Raw genomic sequence first — 19,961 nt, forward strand, 5'->3', positions numbered from 1 at the left:
CGGTTTCCTTCAACGATTTCGAAAGAAACTGTTTCGTTTTCTTCTAGTGTTTTGAAACCTTCGCCTTGAATAGCAGAGAAATGAACGAATACATCGTCTTGACCTTCTACTTCAATAAAACCGAAACCTTTTTCTGCGTTGAACCATTTAACATTACCTTGTAACATAATTGTTGCCTCCTGCGTGGAATTTCTCCACATTGTATTACTATTATTGCTCTGCATATTCACTCTAGACGAAAGTGACTTACTAGGTTACTTTTTCTTTCATTCATAAACGAACAAGAATAATTAATTTCTATTATAGCACCTGTAATACACCCCCGTCAACCTTGCCCCAAACTTTTTTTGTAAAAGGTCACATGGATGCCCCTTCAAACCGCTTCAATTGTTCCGAAGTTCCAAACACGATAACAAGGTCGTCTTCCATTATCGTATTAGCAGCACTAGGGTTGTTAATAATCTCAGGCCCACGTTTAATAGCTACAATGTTCACTCCATATTCTTCTCTAATCCTGGCTTCCTTTAAAGTTTGACCGATAAGTAAAGAAGTGGATTGGATTAGAATTTCTTCAATATTGTAGTCATTGCTCTGATCGTGAAGCACGGTCTCCACGTATTCGACGCTGATCGGTTTTGTAATGGCAGTCGCCATTCTCTTTCCACCTATATTTGAGGTGTTAATCACTTTATCCGCACCCGCCCGGTACAGTTTCTCTTCTGAAAAGTTCCGTTCAGCTCTTACTACCGTGTAGATGTCAGGCTTAATCCCTTTTACCGTAACGGTGATAAATATATTATCCGCATCATCAGGGAGCGTCACCACAACCCCTCTCGCCCTCTCCAGACCTGCCTGCAGCAGGATTTCATCCTCAGTAGCGTTTCCTCTTATAAATAACGTTCCCTCCGGCAGACGTGCAATCACGTCTTCATCTGATTCAATGACTACAAGCGAGTGATTCTCTTTATGTAATTGATGAAGGACCTGCTGCCCTACTCTGCCAAATCCACAGATAATGATGTGATTCTTTAAGTCTTTAATCTTTTGATTCATCTTCCTCTTCCTCATTTCACGGGAAAATTCACCGCTGATAATAGCTCCAGCCGCTTGAGCCAGTATATATGTTGTTAACCCTATGGCAAGTGGAATAAGAATAAGAGTTAAAAGCTTGCCCGCCGTTGTTTCTGGAGAAATATCCCCATACCCGATGGTTAACACGGACACAATCGCCAGCCATAAAGCGTCAAAAAACGAAAGCTGTTCCGTAAGCATATATCCAATAATTCCGAAAAGAACAAGCATCTGCAACAGGAATAAGGAAACGAAAACTTTGCGTTGGTCCACCCGCTCCACTCCAATAACCCTTTTGTTCTTACATCTTACCATTAGGAAACGTAACGGAATAGGCACAGAAAGCCTGAATCCGTAAATTTATTTCAAGGATCCAGGCTTTCTGCAGTTTCATTCATTTTCAGGATTGAAAATCACTTTAACATAGTCTCCTCGCTGCTGAATAAGGTTCTCAAATGCCCCCGGGCCTTCTTCAAGCCCGAGTTGATGAGAAATCATCGGATGAACATTGATGTCCCCTCGACTCATATAGTGGAGGGATGAATGCCATTCCTCCCCTGGAAACGGTGGAGAGATCGCATTCCACGACCCTAAAATTCTCAATTCATTTCGTACGATTCTTTCAAAATAATACCGCTCTATCTGGATATCGGCATAGGGAATCCCCATATAAACAACTTCGCCGCCTTTTCCCGGCAAGGCTAATACTTGAGCAGAGGTAATAGGTGACCCGGCTGCTTCCACGGCCAGATCTACGCCATGACCGTTTGTCCATTCGCTCAATTGTTCATGCGCCGGGTTCTCAAGCGCATTAATGGTTACGTCTGCCCCGACTTCTCTAGCTACTTCAAGCTTAGAAGAATCGATATCGATGGCAAACACTCGCTTCGCTCCAAAAATTCGCGCCCATTGGACAGCAAGCAAGCCAATGCTTCCACACCCCACAATCGCCACCTCAGATCCTGGTTGAATGCTTGTTCTGTAGAACCCATGAGCTACTACAGAGGAAGGTTCAACCAGGGCAGCTGTGGTATAATCAACGTTGTCTGGCAAGAGTAATACATTATCGGCCGGTAATTTGACATATTCAGCATACGCTCCAGGCTGTCTCGCTCCAATAACCGTAAGTCGTTCACAGCGGGACAGCTCTCCTTTTTGGCAAGGGACGCATTCCCCGCAGTGAAACGTGGGACAGCCAGCCACACGGTCACCAACCTTGACGCAGGAAACTTTCGAACCCACTTCTGTAACTTCACCAGCGAATTCATGCCCAAACGTCATCCCCTCTTCGTAGGGTCCTAACTTCTGATATCGGGAAATGTCTGATCCGCAGATCCCTACAGCTTTCACCTTAATAATAACCTGATCGAAATGTTCGATTACTGGGTCAGCCGCTTCTTCAAAACGAATGTCCCTTTCCTTATATAAGTTTAAGGACTTCATATTGCCCCTCCTTTCTAACTGGTCTCTGTCGGTTGGTTGTTTTTACGGATAAGCCATATTTTCCCAAGAGCGGCCAGGATAACGATTGGATTAAATAACATTTGATGTTCGAAGTAGAAATCACCGATCCCTCGGATGGGACCGAGCATAAATTCTAACAACACTTCTACCATAACTTCTCAACCCCTTTATAAGTTTTGATGGCAATCATGTAATAGGTTACTTCCTTCTTGTGGGGTCTTGCCTCCCCCATGGGAGAAGGCAAGACCCCACAAGAAGGGATAGCGGCCAAGAAAGTCGGCTAGTTTCCGATCCTCCCTGCTGCGGATCAACCTATTTTGTTTTCGAGTTCCACAAAAATCCTTTATTACTTAGAGAGTCTCTAGGACCCTGCAGTCAGAATGGAAAATGAACCCGGAAAACGGTTAAAGCCAGCTCTATACCAGGATGACCTATTCATCAAGAGGGGTAAGTAAAACTTTAATAGCTTCCCCTTTTTTAATAGCATCATAGGCTTCATCCCACTGAGCAATTGTAAACTCATGGGTGATCATTGCTTTGGCATCTACACTTCCATTGTTCATAAGTTCAAGAGAAGGTCCCCAATCAGCAGGTCTCTGGCTTCGACTTCCGATTACCCTGATCTCTTTCTGGATGACTTTCTCCAAATCAAACTCCACTTCCGGCTTTGCAAAAATTCCGACTTGGCCATATTGTCCTTTTTTGCGGAGCAGATCGAGTCCCTGCTTCGTGGCGGGAGGTGCTCCTGAACACTCAAACACGATATCGGCTCCATACCCTTCACTCAGACCTTTCACCAGTTCCTTAATGTCTTCTTTTTGTGTGTCGACGGCATAATCTATTCCTAGCTCCCGGGCTTTATACAACCGGGTTTGGTCATTGCTCAGTCCGGTAATAATCACAGTCGCTCCGCGGCTTTTCGCTACTTGAGCTGCAAAAAGACCTATCGGACCTGGACCAATCACTACAACCACATCGCCCTCATGTATTTCCGTTTTTTCTACAGCATGATACGTGCATGCTAAAGGCTCGGTCATCGCCGCAGATTTATAATCTACGTGTTCAGGAAGATGATGCACACTTCCTTTCCTTGCTACAAGATATTTAGCAAAACCACCATCCTGCTGAGTGCCCAGTCCTTTTCGGTAGTTACAGAGATTATAGTCTCCGTTTTGACAATATTCGCATTCTCCACATATATAGAAGGTAGTTTCAGAAGTCACCCGGTTGCCTGGTTGAAATTCGGTCACTCCCTCCCCGACTTCCACCACTACCCCTGAAAATTCATGGCCAAGGGTAACGGGAGCAGCTACCTTATAATGCCCTTCATAAGTATGGATGTCTGAGCCGCAGACCCCTGCATATTTCACTTCAATCTTAACTTCATTCTCTCCAACTTCAGGGATGTCTTTGTCCTGGAGTTCGAGATGTCCGAATCCAAGTTCTTGTTTTACTAAAGCTTTCATTTAGGCTCCTCCTATAACTTCTTTAATTAAATAAGTTGAATATTCTGTAAATTATCCAGTTAATTAAATTACCACCCTGGTCAATACTTGAGATTTGAGCTGATCCTTCTGGCATGTTAAAGTCTGCATTCTCAGCCATTGTCGTGAATATGGGAGCGACATCTGTTGCGAAATAGAGAGACATCGCGATCATAATGGTTCCTACAATAACGGAATGGACGATATTTCCACGTGCCGCTCCTACAATGAAAGCAACGACAAATGGAATGGTGGCCAAGTCTCCAAATGGAAGCAGGGCATTACCAGGCAGAATAACAGCCAGTACTACAGTTATAGGAACCAGGATGAGTGCTGTAGAAATAACGGAGGGGTGACCTAACAGCACGGCAGCATCCAGGCCAATATGAATCTCTCTGTCGCCAAATCGCTTGGATAACCATTCACGAGCGGACTCAGAAACTGGCATAAGCCCTTCCATAAGAATCTTCACCATGCGTGGCATCAGTACCATAACTGCTGCCATTGACATCCCGATATCGATCACTTCTCCAACTCCATAACCGGCCAGCACACCGATAGCAGCCCCCAGGAACAAACCGATGAAGATCGATTCTCCGAACACACCAAATCGTTTCTGGATCGTATCTGGATCTGCATTCCAATTTCTTACTCCGGGAATTTTTTGCAGCCCCTGGACGAGGAATATCCCTGGAGCATAAGAAATGGTACTGCCTGTAGCGATCGAAACTCCTGGAAGTTCATAAAACTCACTAACCATGGGAGCCGTCCAGTCAGCTACTTTAAGACAAATGATTTGGAAAATAACGGCTCCAATTAACCCTTGAACGATACTGCCTGAAATCGCATAAATCATGGCAGCCATAAACGTATAATGCCAGAAGTTCCAAATATCAACGTTCATTGTCTTGGTAGTTTTAGTAACAAGCATAATAATGTTGACAACTAGACCGAGAGGAATAATAAATGCGGCAACTACAGAGGCCCATGCAATTGAGGAAGAAGCTGGCCAGCCTACATCAATGACATTTAATTCAACACCCAGACGATCGACCATGCCTTGAGCGGCAGGACCTAAGTTATTTACCAGCAAGTCAACGACTAAAAATATCCCAACGAAAGCTACACCAATGGTCAGACCTGAACGGAAAGCCTTGCCTGGTTTCTGACCGAATAACAACCCTAATAAAAAGATAGCAACTGGTAAAATAACGGTTGCACCTAAATCTAAAAATCCTTGAATCACATCTACAAAACCTTGCATACTATTTGTCCTCCCCTACCGTTTTAACTACAGCCGTGGTTTCCCTTACTAGGGAAACCGGCTATACTTACTTTTTCAACTCCTCTAGGATTTCCTGTTTCGTGGCATCGGTACCAATCCCTGTTAAGAAGGAACGAGCATTAATAACGGGAAATGGGTATTCTTTTTTCGTCATAGCTGTGGTAACCAGCATATCGGCCGTATCTTCGTAACTGCCTACTTCAGAGATTTTAATCTGAACTAAATCGGCTTTAATATCATTCTCTTTGATCATGTCTTCAATCGCCCCGTTAACTACGGTTGAAGTCGCGATTCCTGCTCCGCATGCGACCAGTACTTGTTTCTTTTTCATGGTAGAGCAACTCCTATTCTTCAGAATTGATTTATTTTTTGAGTTCTTCCAGAATTTCCTGTTTAGTGTGTTCTGTACCGATCCCTGTTAAAAATGAGCGTGCATTAACAACTGGAAAAGGGAACTCTTTTTTCGTCATGGCTGTGGTTACAAGAAGATCAGCTGTGTCTTCATAGCTGCCCACTTCAGAAATCTTAATCTGTACTAAATCCGCGTTTAAATTGTGTTCTTTAATCATGTCCTCGATTGCCCCGTTGACTACCGTTGAAGTCGCGATTCCTGCTCCACATGCGACTAGCACTTGTTTTTTCTTCATTATTTATTTCCTCCTTCAAGTTCTTGAAAGTTTAACTTTTCTTCTAAAATTCTCTTAATTGCTTTCTTATCCGTCTGGTTGACTAAGTTTCTCAGTTCATTTTCATCCTGGAAGATCTGCATTAGTTTTTGCAGAAGAGACAACTGAGAATGTGCTTCGTCCATCGCCAGCATGAATATGATCTTCACTGGCACTTGCTCGCTATCATCTCCCATGACGCCAAAATCCACTTCATTTTTTAGAATGGCTACACTAATGTTTTTTTGGATGACATGCTCCACATCTGTGTGAGGAATGGCTACTGAGACTCCAGCCGTAGGCAGCCCGGTGGGAAATTCCTTTTCTCTTTCGATAATGGCTGGTACAAAACTTGGTTGAACTAAGTGTTTATTTACTAGGTTATCTCCTATAGTGGTAAGAACTTCCTCTCTGGTTTCTGCTTCTACATCCAGGAGGATAATAGATTCATTGAAATAAATATCACTCATGTACTAAACCTCACGATCTACTGGGTATTCTCCAATTCTTTTTCATTGGAATAGAGTTTTAAAATTTCATAGATTTCTTCAACTGTTGCAGCGTTGATCATCCGCTGTTTATCTTTTTCAGAGCCGGCAAGCTTCATCAATTGCATCAACGCATGAATGTGCTGCTGTTTATCCACCGCGGCTATGACGATCACCAAATTAATATGGTAATCTGCTGTAAAATTCACGCCTCTCTTCAGCCGCAGCATACTCATACTCACTTCATTAACCCCTTCATCCGGAGCGGCATGTGGAATGGCTATTCCAGACCCAATCACAATGTAAGGGTCTTCATTTGAACGCTGAATCATAGATTCCACATATTCGCGTTCGATTTTGCCTTGTTCAAGAAGCGGTCTGGAACTCAATCGAACCGCTTCTTCCCATGAGGAAACTGAGTCCCGCAGCTTAATATTGCCATGGGGGATTAATTGATCTAGATTGATATCCTTGCTTTTGACGGGCTTACTTACAGAACTCTCTTCATCCCGCTCAATGTAACTCTGCAATGCCTCCGTTAAAGCTTTCTCATTTTTGATCTCAGCATGATTTTTAACGATATCAATGAGATGCTGAGCATTCAGGTGGTTGGGAATATACCCATGTATTTCGAGCATCACCTGCTTGCGTAAGCGGTACTTCTCCTCTTCACTTAAGAAAGGTTTGGAGATAAATAATTTCTTGTCTGTTTCTAAATAGGTCGGAGAAAACACAAGGTCATACTCCAATTCATAATTTAAAAACTCCCGGACGGATAAAGAGTCGAGGAAAACAAATCCGGGGAATAATTCGCTTAACTCACTGAACATAAGTCTTGAAACCGATACTCCCTGTGGACAGACCACAATGGCTTTTGTTTTCTTTTCAAGGCTTTCGCCTTGGCGTCTCATCCACCCGCCAACCAGCATCGTAATGAAGCTAATCTCACTTTCTGGTATAGCTTTGCCTATGAAATCTTTCAGCGGGCTGATGGACCGCTTCACCAAATGCTGGAGTTCTTTTAGTTCTTTGTTCATAGCTCCCTGAATATCAATCGTCTCTGTCAGCTGGTATTTGATCCGATAAAAAGCTGGCTTAATGTGCTGAAGAAGCTTACTTACAAGTTGTTCACGGTCCTGCAGATAAACACAGGCGCTTTTCTCAAATAAACGCAGCATATTATTGATCACCGGAATCAATTGCTGTGTCGTATGGTCTTCGGTTAAATACTCTGACCAATACACATTTGTAGTCAGTAAGTGCAAGGTAAAGAATAAGCGCTCCTGGACAGGAATCTCGGTCTGATCCTGAAAGATAGCTTCCGTAGCCTGGTACTCCTTGGTATGGGACAACTCTTCATATTTAATAGAAAAAAGCTGGAGTTCATGGCCCTGCTGAATCCTCCTCAAAATCAGAATGAGAATATACGGCATCGTCGCCATCTTTTCATCGGTAATCTTGATATTAAGCTTATTCTCAAGATTAAAAATCCGTTGGCTGAACTCTTCCCTCTCGTCTGTCTTAATACTTGATACTTCCATAAGCTTATGCTCTGTTACATTCATATGAAGGAGCTGGTATGTTACATTGATGAGTAATTTCCGAATCTGAAATTCCTTGCCTTCTAAAACATAGCCGGCCTTCCTGGAATAGCGAATGGTCAAATCATACTCATTTAAATAGCTCTGGGCTTGCTTTAAATCATTCAAGACCGTATTTTTACTCACTTCCAGTTCAGCCGTGAAATGATTAAGTGACAGCTCTTCCTTACTGCTGACAAGCATCATCAAAATCAGATAAACTCTTTCATTTTCGGTGAGGACCGCCATTTCCACAAATGCCTGATCTTCTTCCTTATGCAAATTGGTAAACACCGACTGGTCAATGATAAAACAGCCTTTTCTCGTCCGCTCAATTACAGGAAGATTCATCGATGTCAACCAATCGTTTATTTTATTAAAACTGTAACCAAGCTGCCTGCGGCTAATAGAATATTTATTCTCAAGGGTGGTGCTGGTGATACTTGGATTACTAATTAACTCATCCAGAATATTCTTACTTCTTTCATCAAGAGACAACCCTAAGCCCTCCTTCAAAAACAATTATAGCAACGGCAGATATCCAGGTGTATCCGCTTTCATCACAAATGGTCGAACAGTTGATGTACATCATAGTGATCTACAATTTATAGATGTGGAGGAAAAACGGTTACCTGCCCCTCTCCAACTCTGAAGAGACTAGTGGTTAAATGCAGAATTTCTGCCTTTAAATCACCATTTTACATACGCCTCGTTTAAATTTTCTAAATTTTTTGTCGAAAAAGGGTGCAATCTAATTTTATTTTGTTATACTACTTATTAACGGAATATTAAAGGAAAATGTCCTTAAATATGAGGAGGAACATTTTGAAGAATATACATGAACTAATCACATCCATTGAAAGCGATATTCTGAATATTCGCCGGACGCTGCATCAGCATCCAGAGCTAAGCAACCAAGAATATCAGACATCTGCTTTAGTAAAAAAGAAACTTACGGAATATGGTATTGAATTCCAAACCGGCTTTGCTAATACCGGTGTTCTTGGAATTATTCAGGGAAGACATCCAGGAGGGACAGTAGCGCTCAGAGCCGATATGGATGCCCTTCCGATACAGGAAGCCAACCAGCATGAATTCGCATCTGAAAACGACGGAAAGATGCACGCATGCGGACATGATGCCCATACTGCTATGCTGCTCGGCGCCGGTTACGCTCTTCAACAGAAAAAAGACGACCTTCATGGCACGGTTTTACTCGTCTTCCAGCCTGCGGAAGAGACGTCTCCTTACGGCGGTTCCCAGCCTATGCTTGAAGATGGAGTTTTTGACCAATACACCCCGGACGTCATTTACGGACAGCATGTATGGCCAAGCCTCCCTGTTGGTCAAGTAGGTATTCGGGATAAAGAAATGATGGGAGCTTCCGACCGATTTAAAGTGACGGTTAAAGGAAAAGGCGGACACGCGAGCATGCCTCATGACGGCAATGATGCCCTAATTATTACAAATCAAATTATCTCAAGTCTTCAGACGATTATCAGTCGGAACGTAAACCCTCTTGATTCAGCAGTTGTAACAGTTGGTCGGATTGAAGGCGGCTATGGGTACAATGTTATTCCCGAACAGGTAGTTTTCGAAGGTACCGTACGTACTTTTAAACCGGAAGTGAAGGAAAAAGTAAAACAACGTTTCCATAGAGTCATTCAGCAGACGGCCGAAGCATTCGAGGGAGAGGCAGAAGTAACTTATTATGACGGCTATCCCGCGACCATCAATACACCAGAATGGGCTCAGACAGCCCGCAAATCAGCCCAGCGACTTTTAGGTGAAGATGCAGCACCTGCTCTAGATCCAGCTTTAGCCGGAGAAGATTTCTCTAGATTCCTGCTTCACTATCCGGGTGCCTTTATCTGGCTCGGCACTCAAATTGAAGATGCCGACAATCAGAAACCACTGCACGATTCTGGTTTTCAATTGAATGAAAAGGCCTTGCCCATCGGAAGTCGTTATTTAGTCCAGGTGGCGCTGGATACACTGCAAAGCCTGGCTGAAGGTAAAGAAGGTGATCGAAGTGCCTCATAACGACTCATTCATTCAGTCTATACAGCCTAAATTAATCGAATGGCGCCGTCACTTTCATAAGTATCCTGAACTTGGATTTATGGAATATTGCACCACCTATACGATCGGGCAGGAATTAGAAAAATTAGGCTTTACTCTATACGTAGGAAAAGATGCTCTACAAAGTGATTCCAGATACGGTGTTCCTGATAAAGAAACGCTTCAGGAAAAGGAAATGGTAGCATCCGCGTCGGTAGATGACCGCTTTCTTGCAAATATGAAAGGCGGTCATACCGGACTCGTCGCGGTATGGGATACAGAAAAAAACGGCGACCATCTTGCCTTCCGCTTTGACATTGATGCTTTGCCGATTACAGAAGCTGAAGATGAACATCACTTCCCTTTTAAACACTCTTTTGTATCCAAGCATTCAGGTGTTATGCATGCTTGCGGCCATGACGGGCACACCACCATCGGTCTTGGACTTGCTCATTTCATCGCGGAGAATAGTTCCGACTTAAACGGGAAGTTCACCCTCCTGTTCCAGCCGGCCGAAGAGGGCGGACGAGGTGCTAGAGCGATGACAGACAAAGGCTGGCTCAAAGACGTGGACTTCTTTTATTCCGGACATATCGGCATTCAGGATCTGCCTGTTGGTACGGTGGCAGCCACCACAAAAGGATTTCTGGCCTCAGCGAAATTAGACGCCTATTTTAACGGCCAGTCCTCCCATGCCGGCATGAAACCCGAAGAAGGGCGTAATGCCCTGCTCGCAGCAGCCACGGCAGCGACCCAGTTGCATTCCATCCCCCGGCACAGTGAAGGCATCAGCCGGGTGAACGCAGGAAAACTAATTGCCGGCAACGGACGTAATATTATATCGGACCGCGGCTTTCTGGAAATTGAAACGCGCGGGGAAACGAAAGCCATCAATGCTTATATGCAAAAGGAAGCCAGACGTATGATTCAGGCTGCAGCGGACATGCACCAGGTGGATGTCGAAATTGATTTCGTAGGTGAAACGGAGCAGATGATTTGCGATGATTCCCTTGCTTCCTACATCTCAAAAGTCTGCGAGTCTAGTGAGTACATTCATGAAGTTATCCCTGTAGCTCGAGTGTCAGGATCAGAGGATGCAAGTTTTATGATGAATGAAGTCCAATCCCAAGGCGGACAGGCAACTTATATGCTCTTCGGCACTCGTTTACCAGATAATCACCATTCCCCTTCCTTCGATTTTGAAGAAGAGGTCTTAACCACAGCGCTGGATATGTACATCCACATCATAAAAGGGGGGCATTTGATTGACTAACTTAGAAGAATGGCTGAATCGACATCTACTTGAATTAAATCTCACAGACGAGATGGACTATGAAAATGGATTTACACGGCTGAGCTACACGGAAGAAGAAAAGCAAGCCCACCAGGCCTTCAGCCGAATTGCTGAAAACCTTGGACTGGACGTTCACTCCGATCAGGCCGGCAACGTCTGGGCAGACTGGAAAACAGATACTGAAGCTCCAGTTGTCGCTCTCGGGTCTCATGTAGATACCGTGAGTTCCGGCGGAGGTTATGACGGCGTTGCCGGGGTATTGACGGCCCTTGCCGCAATTAAACTTCTGAAAGATGAAGATTATACTCCCCACAAAAATATAAGCGTTATTTGTTTTGCATCGGAGGAATCAGCCAGATTCGGCGTATCCACGATTGGCAGTAAAGCTGTCAGCGGATTGCTCGATAAAGATGATTTGGCTGATGTTGAGGACGTAGAGGGTGTCACCATTAAGGAAGCAGTTGAGTCTTTCGGATTATCCTGGGATACAATCGATCAGGCAGAAAAAGGCGAGAAAGAATTAGAAAGCTTTTTAGAGCTTCATATTGAACAAGGCACTCAGATTGAAAATAACGGAGCGGATATCGGAATCGTTCGCGGGGTGGCCTGTCCGATTCGTCTGCAGATCACAGCTGAAGGAATGGCTAACCACACAGGGACGACACCGATGCACCGTCGATCCGATGCTTTTGCAGCCATCGCGCCGCTTATCACTTTTGTAGAAGAACAAGCCAACCAAATGAATGAAGAGCAAGACGTGCCTCTGGTAGCGACCGTGAGCACCGTTCAGCTTCATCCGAATGTGATGAACGTCATTCCAGGTCAAGTAGAGCTTGGAATTGATATTCGCAGCGTGGACGACACTTTGAAAAAAGAGCTGGCCGATCGAATTGAATCTTTTTGCAGGAAAATTGAAGATAAACGAAAGATACAGGTTCACTTAAACACACTTGTGAACAATGACTCGGTATTTTTAGACCCAAATCTTCAAGGTAAGCTCGCGCAAGTAGCAGACCAGCTTCACTTAAACTCTCTGGAAATGGATAGCGGCGCCGGCCACGATGTCATGAATATGGCTGAAAAATGGCCATCCGGTCTTCTCTTCATTCCATGCGAAGAAGGAATCAGCCATCACCCGAAAGAATACGCACCCAAAGCAGATTTGGCCATAGGCGCCAGAGTAATGGCGGAATATCTCAAAGTTGAAACAGGTGAAAAGCCATGAAAACAACGATTGGAGTCATTGCTCCCCATGACTCCTTGCAACAGATTATGTATGTAGCCAAGGAATTTGAGACGATCACTTTTGTACCTTATTCCTACGAACAGCTACCGGAAGTAAGCGATATTTTAACTCACCACCGATATGAAGTCGATCAATGGTTTTTCTCCGGTGTATTGAATTATACGTACGCCATCGAAAATGAATTGATTACCGAAAATGAAGGAGCTTATCCCCCTCTTCACGGAGCGAGCTTCTTCGGAATTCTCCTTGAGGCTCAACTGGCCTCTAACCATGTGTACAGGAGAGTCGGTATCGATACGATTGAAAGTGAAGAGTTTGAAAAGATTCTCTCTTACTATAACCTTGAGGATTTATCTTATTATAATCATCCTTTTAAAAGCGGCCAAAGCTCTGATGATCTCGTCAACTATCACACTCAATTATTTGAAGAAGGGAAAACGGAAGTCGTTATTACCTCTATTAAATATGTTTACCAGAAACTAAAAGATAAAGGGATCCCGGTTTTTCGTGTGACTCCATCTTATTTATCCATCAAGCTGATCATCCAATTTCTTGAAGAACGTGCTCAGACGAACCTCTACCGTAATTCACAGGTAGCCGTCATAGGCTTTCGAATTAATATGGACCCTGATCATTTAGAAGAACAATATTATTCCTTCAAAACGAAGTATCAGGAACTTGAGGTTCGACGCGAGCTTTACTCCATTGCCGAGAAAACCAATGGATCCGTTATGCAGATGGGTGATGGGTTATTCTTCATTTTCACAACACGTGGAGAACTAAGCCATGAATCAGAAGCCGATTTATTTACCCTGATTCAGGATATCCGTCTTCAGACAAACCTTCGAGCTAAAGTATCAATTGGGTTTGGGGAAACGGTCCTTCAGGCAGAACAGCACGTAAGAATTGGATTCCGTCATGTTAAAGAGTACGAAGAACCGGTGATCCTGGTGGTCGATGACGACCAATCGATTTCGCTGAAACAGCAGAAAGAACAGATTGATTATCAGACTACCGATGTAGGACAAGCCTGGAAAGAGAAACTGAAAGATGCAAACCTCAGCCCAGGTGTTGTCTCCAAGATTCTCTCCTATGTGAAACATTACGGGCGAGAACAATTTTCATCGCAGGATCTCTCCAGATGGCTGAAAAGTACAGAACGGAACGGAAGACGGATCTTATCCGAAATGGAACGTGTCGGTATTGTAGAGCAAGCCGGTGAAACACAATCCGGTGAGCGCGGCCGGCCAAGGAAGGTTTTTCAATTCCTCCCTTTTTAAGGGGGGGCCTCCTACCCCTCAGACTCATGACGTTTACACAGTTTTTGGCTAAAAACGGAAGTATTAAGGAAAATTTCCCAAATTAATTGGAAGGGTGAAGCACATGAGTAACAACAATGAACAATCGAGTAAAGGTATGGCTAGGTTTTTAAACTTTATTGAACGAGCAGGAAACAAGCTTCCGGAGCCGTTTATGTTATTTGTGTATCTGGCCGGGTTTACAATTCTATTCTCCTGGGTGGTTTCACTATTTGGTGTAACGGTAGAAGAACCTGGTACCGGAGAAGAAGTTGCCATTCAGAGTCTGGTATCAGGAGAGGGACTAGAATACATTCTAACCTCCATGCTTGATAATTTTACCGGATTCGCCCCACTTGGTCTGGTATTGGCAATGATGTTAGGAATTGGTCTTGCGGATAAAGTTGGTTTACTAGAAACAGCTATTAAAAGTACGATACTAAAAGCACCTAAGTCTTTGATCACTTATGCGGTTATATTTGTCGGAATATTAGGAAACCTGGCTTCCGATGCCGCTTTCGTTATTGTTCCGCCACTTGCTGCTATGGTTTTCTACACAATCGGACGTCACCCGCTGGCTGGTTTAGCTGCCGGTTTCGCAGGCGTAGGTTCCGGTTTTACAGCTAACATCATTATCGCTGGTACAGACGCCCTGCTTTCCGGAATTTCAACAGAGGTTATGGAAAGTATTGGATCTGACATCGTGGTAACTCCTGTAGATAACTGGTACTTCATGATTGTATCTGTTGTTATTCTTTCTATCACAGGGGCCCTGGTAACTGAAAAAATTATTGAACCCCGCTTAGGAAAATATGAAGGTAAAGGTTCTGAAAATGAATTGGAAGCAAGCACGACTCTTGAGAAAAAAGGATTCAAAAACGCAGTTATATCAGGCTTAGTCTTTATTGTTATCCTTATTATTGCTCTTGCATGGCCTGGTTCCGCTTTAAGGAATGAAGAGGGCGGCATCATCCCGTCTACATTCTTAGATGGAATTGTTCCTATTATTCTATTCTTCTTTATTACCATTGGTATCACCTATGGAGTGACGGTTAAAAAGATCGAATCTACTCGTGACATTTCTGGATTTATGAGTGAAGCGATGAAAGACATGTCCGGATTTATCGTCTTGATTTTCGCAGCTGCACAGTTTATTGCTTACTTTGACTGGACTAACATCGGTACATGGGTAGCTGTAAGCGGTGCGAATGCGCTGGAAGCGATGAATATGACAGGCTTACCGGTAGTTGTCGGATTCTCCATGCTCACTGCACTTATGAACCTATTAATCTTCAGTGGATCGGCCCAATGGGCGCTTGAAGCACCGATCTTTCTACAAATGTTCTATCTATTGGACTATCACCCGGCATTCATTCAAGCAGCTTATCGTATTGCCGACTCCTCAACAAACATTATTACACCGATGAACCCCTATATTATTGTTGTTCTTGCCTTTATGCGTGAGTACAATAAGAAAGCTGGATTAGGGACATTGATTTCCCTCATGCTGCCTTACAGCATTATCTTCTTCTTGATCTGGGTCGTACTATTGATTGCCTTTGCACTGCTTGGCATTCCGTTCGGTCCTGGTGTGGATATGTATATTAATCAATAATAGGATCGATTGAAAGCCTGCCTTTTAAAAGGCAGGCTTTCTTTTTTGTTGTTTAACTTAACTCTGCCGCCTTACCAATTATTCAGCAAAAGGGCTGGATAGTGGAAGACTCGATTTCGAGATATCTTGGATCCGTTGCCCATATAGAGAGGGGCTGGCTACGGAAACAACTCGCTTTCCTGCGGCCCTACATGACGCAGGGTCGGAAAGCGAAATCGTCCCCCGAAGGACCTTTCGCTAACTGCGTCTTAAACAACGGGAGCTTATCTTTAAGAATCAACTTGGAGATTAAATAGACCCATCAAAAAATTCATTTTATCGATAGCACCATGTTTATCCAATGGCTCATTGGGAACAGGTAAACACGTGCATTAATCTATAGAAAGCAGGTGGCTTATGTTTACGATTCTTTCAAGTCGAGATCCATCTACCATCGTCATAGACATCAGGGAGAAGTTAACCGGTCATGATGCGAGAATGCTTGATGATTACATACAAGGCTTTTTTGATGATGATCAAAGTTTTAACGTATTAGCCTTTGTCCATGAACTAAATGGGTCTACGCTTGAAGGCTTCTGGGAAGGTACAAAGGTTAATTTAAAACGTTGGAGACAGTTTTCAAAATTCGCGATTGTTACTGAGAGAGCCTTTATAGAGCTAACCACACAGGCCGCAGATTATTTACCAGGATTAAAGGCCGAAGATTATAAACCGAACCAGTTGGAAGAAGCGTGGAACTGGTTAGAAGAAAATTGAGAAAGTAAACCTGCAGATTCGACATGGGGAGGTTATATTTTGTCTATTTTATTAAGGAGAATTTACGATGAAAACAAGGCTTTAGGCGGTCACAGGGTACTGACTGATCGTATCTGGCCAAGAGGAATTTCTAAAGAAGATGCAGATGTTGATGAATGGCTTAAGAATATTGCGCCAAGCCCGGAACTTAGAAAATGGTTTAACCATGATCCTGCTAAATTTGATGCTTTTAAGGAAGCTTATCGGAAAGAAATTGAGAATAACTCTGAAGCACAATCCAAAATTAAAGAATTGAAAGAAATTGCAAAGGATAAACGTCTTATCCTTCTTTTTGGAGCTAAAGATTTACAAAATAATCATGCGGTCGTGCTAAAGGAAATCATAGAGAATGAATAACGCTCAGTCGCAGACTGAGCGTTATTCATCCCTTATTAATTTATAGGTACCTATTCCTTTCGCCAGCATCGTCCCTTCCCCATCATATAACTCTCCTTCTGCAGTCACAATCCTATACCCTTGCTGCAAAATCCTCCCCTTTGCCGTTACACTGCCACCTGCTGAAGGTGCCAAATAGTTAATATTTAAATTCATAGTTGTACACCTTGTTTTAGTCGTGGAGCGAATGGCCATTCCAATAATCAAGTCAAGCATGGTAGCATGAACACCTCCGTGAAGAGTGCCGTTCACATTAAATAACTTTTCTTGGATGGGGAGATTCAGTAGAACATTCCCCTCTTCGAAATGGATGATCTCAAAGCCAATATGGGAAAAAAACGGACTGGCTTCAAAACTGTCACGTACTTCTTCAATCGTCTTTTTCATGCCTTTCACTCCCTATTCAATAGACCGGCCCATTACTTTAAAAGTCCCGGCCGCTTTGGCTGTCAGGTTTCCATCACGATCCAGTACACTCCCTTCTCCTGCAATCAGTTTTTCATTCCTCCAGATAATCGTTCCGACTGCAGTAAATGGTCCACAATTCGTGAAGTCAAAATAATTGATATTCAAATTTACTGTGGTGGTTGGCTGCTGGACTAATTCTGCTATGGTTGAACCAATAACAATATCAAGCATGCTTGAGAATATACCAGGAGGAATAGTTCCTTCGACCGTTAGAATTTCTGGCTGAACTTGAAGAGTGAGAAGGATTTCCCCTTCTCTTCCCCTATGTTTAGTACAGCCTATGTGTTCAAAAAAAGAAGATTGACCTCTCACTCTCAAATCCCCTCCCTATATTTTTTCAACCATCAGGGCCATTCCCTGGCCGCCGCCAGCGCATAAGGTAGCAATTCCTCTTTGTGAATCACTTCTTTTTAACGCATGTAAAAGTGTGGTCAAAATTCTTGCCCCACTTGCTCCAACAGGATGCCCAAGAGCAATCGCTCCACCATGAATATTTACTCGGTCATGCTCCAGACCCAGCTCCCGAATAACCGCAAGGGATTGAGAAGCAAAGGCTTCATTCAGTTCTACAAGTCCCACATCCTTGATAGTGGTAGACGTCTTTTCAAGTAGTTTCTTCACAGCAGGAATTGGTCCAATCCCCATCACTTCAGGGGAAACTCCTGACACAGCCCAATCTGTAATCCGGACCATAGGCGTCAGCCCAAATGACTTTGCTTTAGACTCCTTCATGAGCATAAGGGCAGCTGCACCATCATTCCGACCGCACGCATTCCCCGCCGTTACCGTCCCGCTTTCCTTGAAAGCGGGACGCAAGCTCGCGAGCTTATCTAACGTCGTTTGGGGCCTGGGGTGCTCGTCACGATCTACAATGAAAGATTCTTTACGCTCCCTTACTTCGATCGGTACGATTTCATCTTTGAACACTGCTGCCTCCATTGCCCTTAATGCCCGTCTTTGGCTTTCAAGAGCAAAAGCATCCTGATCTTCCCTTGAAATAGAATAGTGTTCGGCAACGTTTTCAGCCGTTATCCCCATTCCAAGATCATCTCCATAGATTTCCTTCGGCTGCTGACCAGCTTCCTTATTCGAATCGATTAAAACAGGCTGACCCCCTCCAAATCTCGAGTTTCTTAGATAGATAGGAGATTGACTCATACTTTCAGTGCCCCCAGCCACAATGACCTCTGCTTGTTCAAAAGCAATTTGCTGAACGCCTGAAGCAACGGCCTGCAGGCCTGACGCACATAGACGGTTAATCGTAAAAGCGGGAGAACTTTCAGGAATGCCAGCCCGTAATGCTGCGACTCGAGCAACATTAGATGACTGAGTGGTCTGCCGGACTTCTCCCATAATCGCTTCATCCACTTGCTCCGGGGAAAGACCTGCTCTTGAAATTGCTTCTTTTATAGCGATGGAAGCTAAATCAGCCGAGGACAGCTTTTTAAAGGAGCCACCATATCGGCCTATTGGCGTTCGGACAGCACTGACAATGACAACCGCTTCCTTCATCAATAACACCCTCTCCCGTTCACAAGCTGTATTCCTTTTTCAATTGGCTGGAAATAATGTTTTTCTGAATTTCAGATGTTCCTTCATAAATTCGCGTAATTCGTGCATCACGGAAGAATCGTTCAATCGGGTAGTCGGCTATGTAACCAATACCTCCGTGAACTTGAACAGCTTTATCGGCTACTCGGTTATACACTTCTGATCCATATAATTTAAGCATGGCCGCTTCTTTAATTACTTTCTGACCTTGATCCACCATCCAGGCAATCCGGTACGTAAAGGATCGAAGCGCTTCGATTTCTACCGCCATTTCAGAAACCATATGGGCAACCGCCTGGTGTTCGATAATCGGCACACCAAACTGTTCTCGTTCCTGTGTAAACTGCATCGATAAATCCAGCAGCTTCTGGCAGGACCCTAAATTTCTTGCAGCCAAGCCGGCCCGTCCGTTCGCAAGGATTTTCAGAGCATTCACATAGCCCTCCCCTTCTTGACCGAGTACATTCTCGAGAGGAACTTCACAGTCTTCTAAGATGATTTCGGCTGAATGAGAACCGTGGAGCCCCATTTTAGGTTCCACAGCTCCGACCTGGAAACCTGGAAAATCTTTTTCCACAATAAATGAAGTGATTCCTTTCGCCCCTTTACTCGCATCTGTCACGGCCATTACCGTAAAGATATCGGCTTCTGTGGCATTCGTAATATAGTGCTTCGTCCCGTTAAGGATGTATTTATCATCTTGTTTAACCGCGGTGGTCTTTAGGTTGGTAGCATTCGAACCAGCACTTGGTTCAGTAAGGGCGAAAGCTCCGATCGACTCTCCGCGCGCGAGCTTCGGCAGATATTTTTGTTTCTGAGCTTCATTGCCCATTTCTACAATACCGACTGTGCCAATTCCTGTGTGACCGCCAACCAGTGTGGTGTAGCCATTATGTGTAGCTCCAATTTCTTCATATAAAGCACACTTTCCCACCATCCCTATTCCAAGACCTCCATATTCTTCTGGAATACTTAGACCAAACAATCCCATTTCTTTAGACATCTCAATGATATGTTCAGGAATTCTATTCTCTCTCTCAATCTCCATGGCTACCGCTTCTACTTCCGTTTGAATAAAATCGTGCACGCTGTTCTTCAACATTTGAATATCTTCGTCAAAATTAAAATCCATTTTCACCACTCCCTGGATACAAATTTTTAAGAATTCTACATCCCCAGATGAATCTATATTTAAGGCAA

21 protein-coding genes are annotated in these 19,961 nt (G+C 43.8%); 7 read left to right on the forward strand and 14 right to left on the reverse strand.

Annotated elements, in window-relative coordinates; all coding sequences use genetic code 11:
• The 10 genes from BMZ06_RS07150 to BMZ06_RS07190 all read right to left on the reverse strand — a co-directional run.
• Window positions 1-167, reverse strand: a 167-nt coding sequence (locus tag BMZ06_RS07150; RefSeq protein ID WP_089751371.1) for a cold-shock protein, incomplete at its 3' end; no start/stop codon positions are given.
• A 190-nt stretch (window positions 168-357) separates the two neighbouring features.
• Window positions 358-1,344: a potassium channel family protein gene (locus BMZ06_RS07155; protein WP_089751372.1), complete on the reverse strand. Its 987-nt coding sequence runs from the start codon at window positions 1,342-1,344 to the stop codon at window positions 358-360.
• Between the two features lie 117 nt (window positions 1,345-1,461).
• Window positions 1,462-2,514, reverse strand: coding sequence for a galactitol-1-phosphate 5-dehydrogenase (locus tag BMZ06_RS07160; RefSeq protein ID WP_089751373.1), 1,053 nt, complete (start codon window positions 2,512-2,514; stop codon window positions 1,462-1,464).
• 14 nt (window positions 2,515-2,528) lie between these two features.
• A complete protein-coding gene (locus BMZ06_RS20615; RefSeq protein WP_175477820.1) occupies window positions 2,529-2,687 on the reverse strand; it encodes a hypothetical protein in 159 nt (52 codons plus the stop codon).
• 279 nt (window positions 2,688-2,966) lie between these two features.
• The gene (locus BMZ06_RS07165; protein ID WP_089751374.1) at window positions 2,967-4,001 is read right to left on the reverse strand and encodes a zinc-binding dehydrogenase; all 1,035 of its coding nucleotides are present in this window, start codon (window positions 3,999-4,001) and stop codon (window positions 2,967-2,969) included.
• Window positions 4,002-4,023: 22 nt separating this feature from the next.
• Entirely contained in the window at window positions 4,024-5,283 is a 1,260-nt protein-coding gene (locus BMZ06_RS07170) for a galactitol-specific PTS transporter subunit IIC (RefSeq protein WP_089751375.1), read from the reverse strand.
• A 67-nt stretch (window positions 5,284-5,350) separates the two neighbouring features.
• Window positions 5,351-5,635, reverse strand: a complete 285-nt coding sequence (locus tag BMZ06_RS07175) for a PTS sugar transporter subunit IIB (RefSeq protein WP_089751376.1) — start codon at window positions 5,633-5,635, stop codon at window positions 5,351-5,353.
• 31 nt (window positions 5,636-5,666) lie between these two features.
• On the reverse strand, window positions 5,667-5,951 hold the full coding sequence (locus BMZ06_RS07180) for a PTS sugar transporter subunit IIB (protein ID WP_089751377.1): 285 nt from the start codon (window positions 5,949-5,951) through the stop codon (window positions 5,667-5,669).
• Window positions 5,951-6,439 (reverse strand): PTS sugar transporter subunit IIA, encoded by a 489-nt coding sequence (locus BMZ06_RS07185; protein ID WP_089751378.1) that lies wholly within the window; start codon window positions 6,437-6,439, stop codon window positions 5,951-5,953. Before BMZ06_RS07185 ends, BMZ06_RS07180 begins: the two co-directional genes overlap by 1 nt.
• Window positions 6,440-6,456: 17 nt before the next feature.
• Window positions 6,457-8,535 (reverse strand): BglG family transcription antiterminator, encoded by a 2,079-nt coding sequence (locus tag BMZ06_RS07190; RefSeq protein WP_089751379.1) that lies wholly within the window; start codon window positions 8,533-8,535, stop codon window positions 6,457-6,459.
• Between the two features lie 327 nt (window positions 8,536-8,862).
• On the opposite strand from BMZ06_RS07190, the gene BMZ06_RS07195 reads away from it, so the two are divergent.
• The 7 genes from BMZ06_RS07195 (at window position 8,863) to BMZ06_RS07225 (ending at window position 16,703) form a co-directional block, all read left to right on the forward strand.
• Window positions 8,863-10,080: a M20 metallopeptidase family protein gene (locus tag BMZ06_RS07195; RefSeq protein ID WP_089751380.1), complete on the forward strand. Its 1,218-nt coding sequence runs from the start codon at window positions 8,863-8,865 to the stop codon at window positions 10,078-10,080.
• Window positions 10,070-11,371 (forward strand): amidohydrolase, encoded by a 1,302-nt coding sequence (locus tag BMZ06_RS07200; protein ID WP_089751381.1) that lies wholly within the window; start codon window positions 10,070-10,072, stop codon window positions 11,369-11,371. Before BMZ06_RS07195 ends, BMZ06_RS07200 begins: the two co-directional genes overlap by 11 nt.
• A complete protein-coding gene (locus tag BMZ06_RS07205; RefSeq protein ID WP_089751382.1) occupies window positions 11,364-12,617 on the forward strand; it encodes a M20 family metallo-hydrolase in 1,254 nt (417 codons plus the stop codon). Before BMZ06_RS07200 ends, BMZ06_RS07205 begins: the two co-directional genes overlap by 8 nt.
• A complete protein-coding gene (locus BMZ06_RS07210; RefSeq protein ID WP_089751383.1) occupies window positions 12,614-13,918 on the forward strand; it encodes a hypothetical protein in 1,305 nt (434 codons plus the stop codon). The genes BMZ06_RS07205 and BMZ06_RS07210 overlap by 4 nt, the downstream gene beginning before the upstream one ends.
• A 103-nt stretch (window positions 13,919-14,021) precedes the next feature.
• A complete protein-coding gene (locus tag BMZ06_RS07215) occupies window positions 14,022-15,551 on the forward strand; it encodes an AbgT family transporter (protein ID WP_089751384.1) in 1,530 nt (509 codons plus the stop codon).
• A 396-nt stretch (window positions 15,552-15,947) separates the two neighbouring features.
• On the forward strand, window positions 15,948-16,307 hold the full coding sequence (locus BMZ06_RS07220; RefSeq protein WP_089751385.1) for a SpoIIAA family protein: 360 nt from the start codon (window positions 15,948-15,950) through the stop codon (window positions 16,305-16,307).
• A 39-nt stretch (window positions 16,308-16,346) separates the two neighbouring features.
• Window positions 16,347-16,703 carry a DUF488 domain-containing protein gene (locus tag BMZ06_RS07225; protein WP_089751386.1) on the forward strand — a complete coding sequence of 119 codons (357 nt, stop codon included), beginning with the start codon at window positions 16,347-16,349 and terminating at the stop codon, window positions 16,701-16,703.
• Window positions 16,704-16,724: 21 nt separating this feature from the next.
• Here the strand turns inward: BMZ06_RS07225 and BMZ06_RS07230 are convergent, their stop codons facing one another.
• The 4 genes from BMZ06_RS07230 to BMZ06_RS07245 are packed head-to-tail and all read right to left on the reverse strand — an operon-like array spanning window position 16,725 to window position 19,893.
• Window positions 16,725-17,129: a PaaI family thioesterase gene (locus tag BMZ06_RS07230; RefSeq protein ID WP_089751387.1), complete on the reverse strand. Its 405-nt coding sequence runs from the start codon at window positions 17,127-17,129 to the stop codon at window positions 16,725-16,727.
• Between the two features lie 12 nt (window positions 17,130-17,141).
• Complete coding sequence (locus tag BMZ06_RS07235) at window positions 17,142-17,522, reverse strand: PaaI family thioesterase (RefSeq protein WP_089751388.1); 381 nt, start codon at window positions 17,520-17,522, stop codon at window positions 17,142-17,144.
• A 15-nt stretch (window positions 17,523-17,537) separates the two neighbouring features.
• Complete coding sequence (locus tag BMZ06_RS07240; RefSeq protein WP_089751477.1) at window positions 17,538-18,722, reverse strand: thiolase family protein; 1,185 nt, start codon at window positions 18,720-18,722, stop codon at window positions 17,538-17,540.
• A gap of 19 nt (window positions 18,723-18,741) precedes the next feature.
• Entirely contained in the window at window positions 18,742-19,893 is a 1,152-nt protein-coding gene (locus tag BMZ06_RS07245; protein ID WP_089751389.1) for an acyl-CoA dehydrogenase family protein, read from the reverse strand.
• Window positions 19,894-19,961: the final 68 nt, after the last annotated feature.

The organism is Halobacillus alkaliphilus (genome assembly GCF_900113125.1).
Lineage (GTDB): Bacteria > Bacillota > Bacilli > Bacillales > Halobacillaceae > Halobacillus > Halobacillus alkaliphilus.

Coding starts and splice junctions, on each gene's coding strand:
- BMZ06_RS07160 (WP_089751373.1), bottom strand. CDS start 2,514: ATGAAGTCCTTAAACTTATATAAGGAAAGGGACATTCGTTTTGAAGAA.
- BMZ06_RS20615 (WP_175477820.1), bottom strand. CDS start 2,687: ATGGTAGAAGTGTTGTTAGAATTTATGCTCGGTCCCATCCGAGGGATC.
- BMZ06_RS07165 (WP_089751374.1), bottom strand. CDS start 4,001: ATGAAAGCTTTAGTAAAACAAGAACTTGGATTCGGACATCTCGAACTC.
- BMZ06_RS07170 (WP_089751375.1), bottom strand. CDS start 5,283: ATGCAAGGTTTTGTAGATGTGATTCAAGGATTTTTAGATTTAGGTGCA.
- BMZ06_RS07175 (WP_089751376.1), bottom strand. CDS start 5,635: ATGAAAAAGAAACAAGTACTGGTCGCATGCGGAGCAGGAATCGCGACT.
- BMZ06_RS07180 (WP_089751377.1), bottom strand. CDS start 5,951: ATGAAGAAAAAACAAGTGCTAGTCGCATGTGGAGCAGGAATCGCGACT.
- BMZ06_RS07185 (WP_089751378.1), bottom strand. CDS start 6,439: ATGAGTGATATTTATTTCAATGAATCTATTATCCTCCTGGATGTAGAA.
- BMZ06_RS07210 (WP_089751383.1), top strand. CDS start 12,614: ATGAAAACAACGATTGGAGTCATTGCTCCCCATGACTCCTTGCAACAG.
- BMZ06_RS07215 (WP_089751384.1), top strand. CDS start 14,022: ATGAGTAACAACAATGAACAATCGAGTAAAGGTATGGCTAGGTTTTTA.
- BMZ06_RS07220 (WP_089751385.1), top strand. CDS start 15,948: ATGTTTACGATTCTTTCAAGTCGAGATCCATCTACCATCGTCATAGAC.
- BMZ06_RS07230 (WP_089751387.1), bottom strand. CDS start 17,129: ATGAAAAAGACGATTGAAGAAGTACGTGACAGTTTTGAAGCCAGTCCG.
- BMZ06_RS07240 (WP_089751477.1), bottom strand. CDS start 18,722: ATGAAGGAAGCGGTTGTCATTGTCAGTGCTGTCCGAACGCCAATAGGC.
- BMZ06_RS07245 (WP_089751389.1), bottom strand. CDS start 19,893: ATGGATTTTAATTTTGACGAAGATATTCAAATGTTGAAGAACAGCGTG.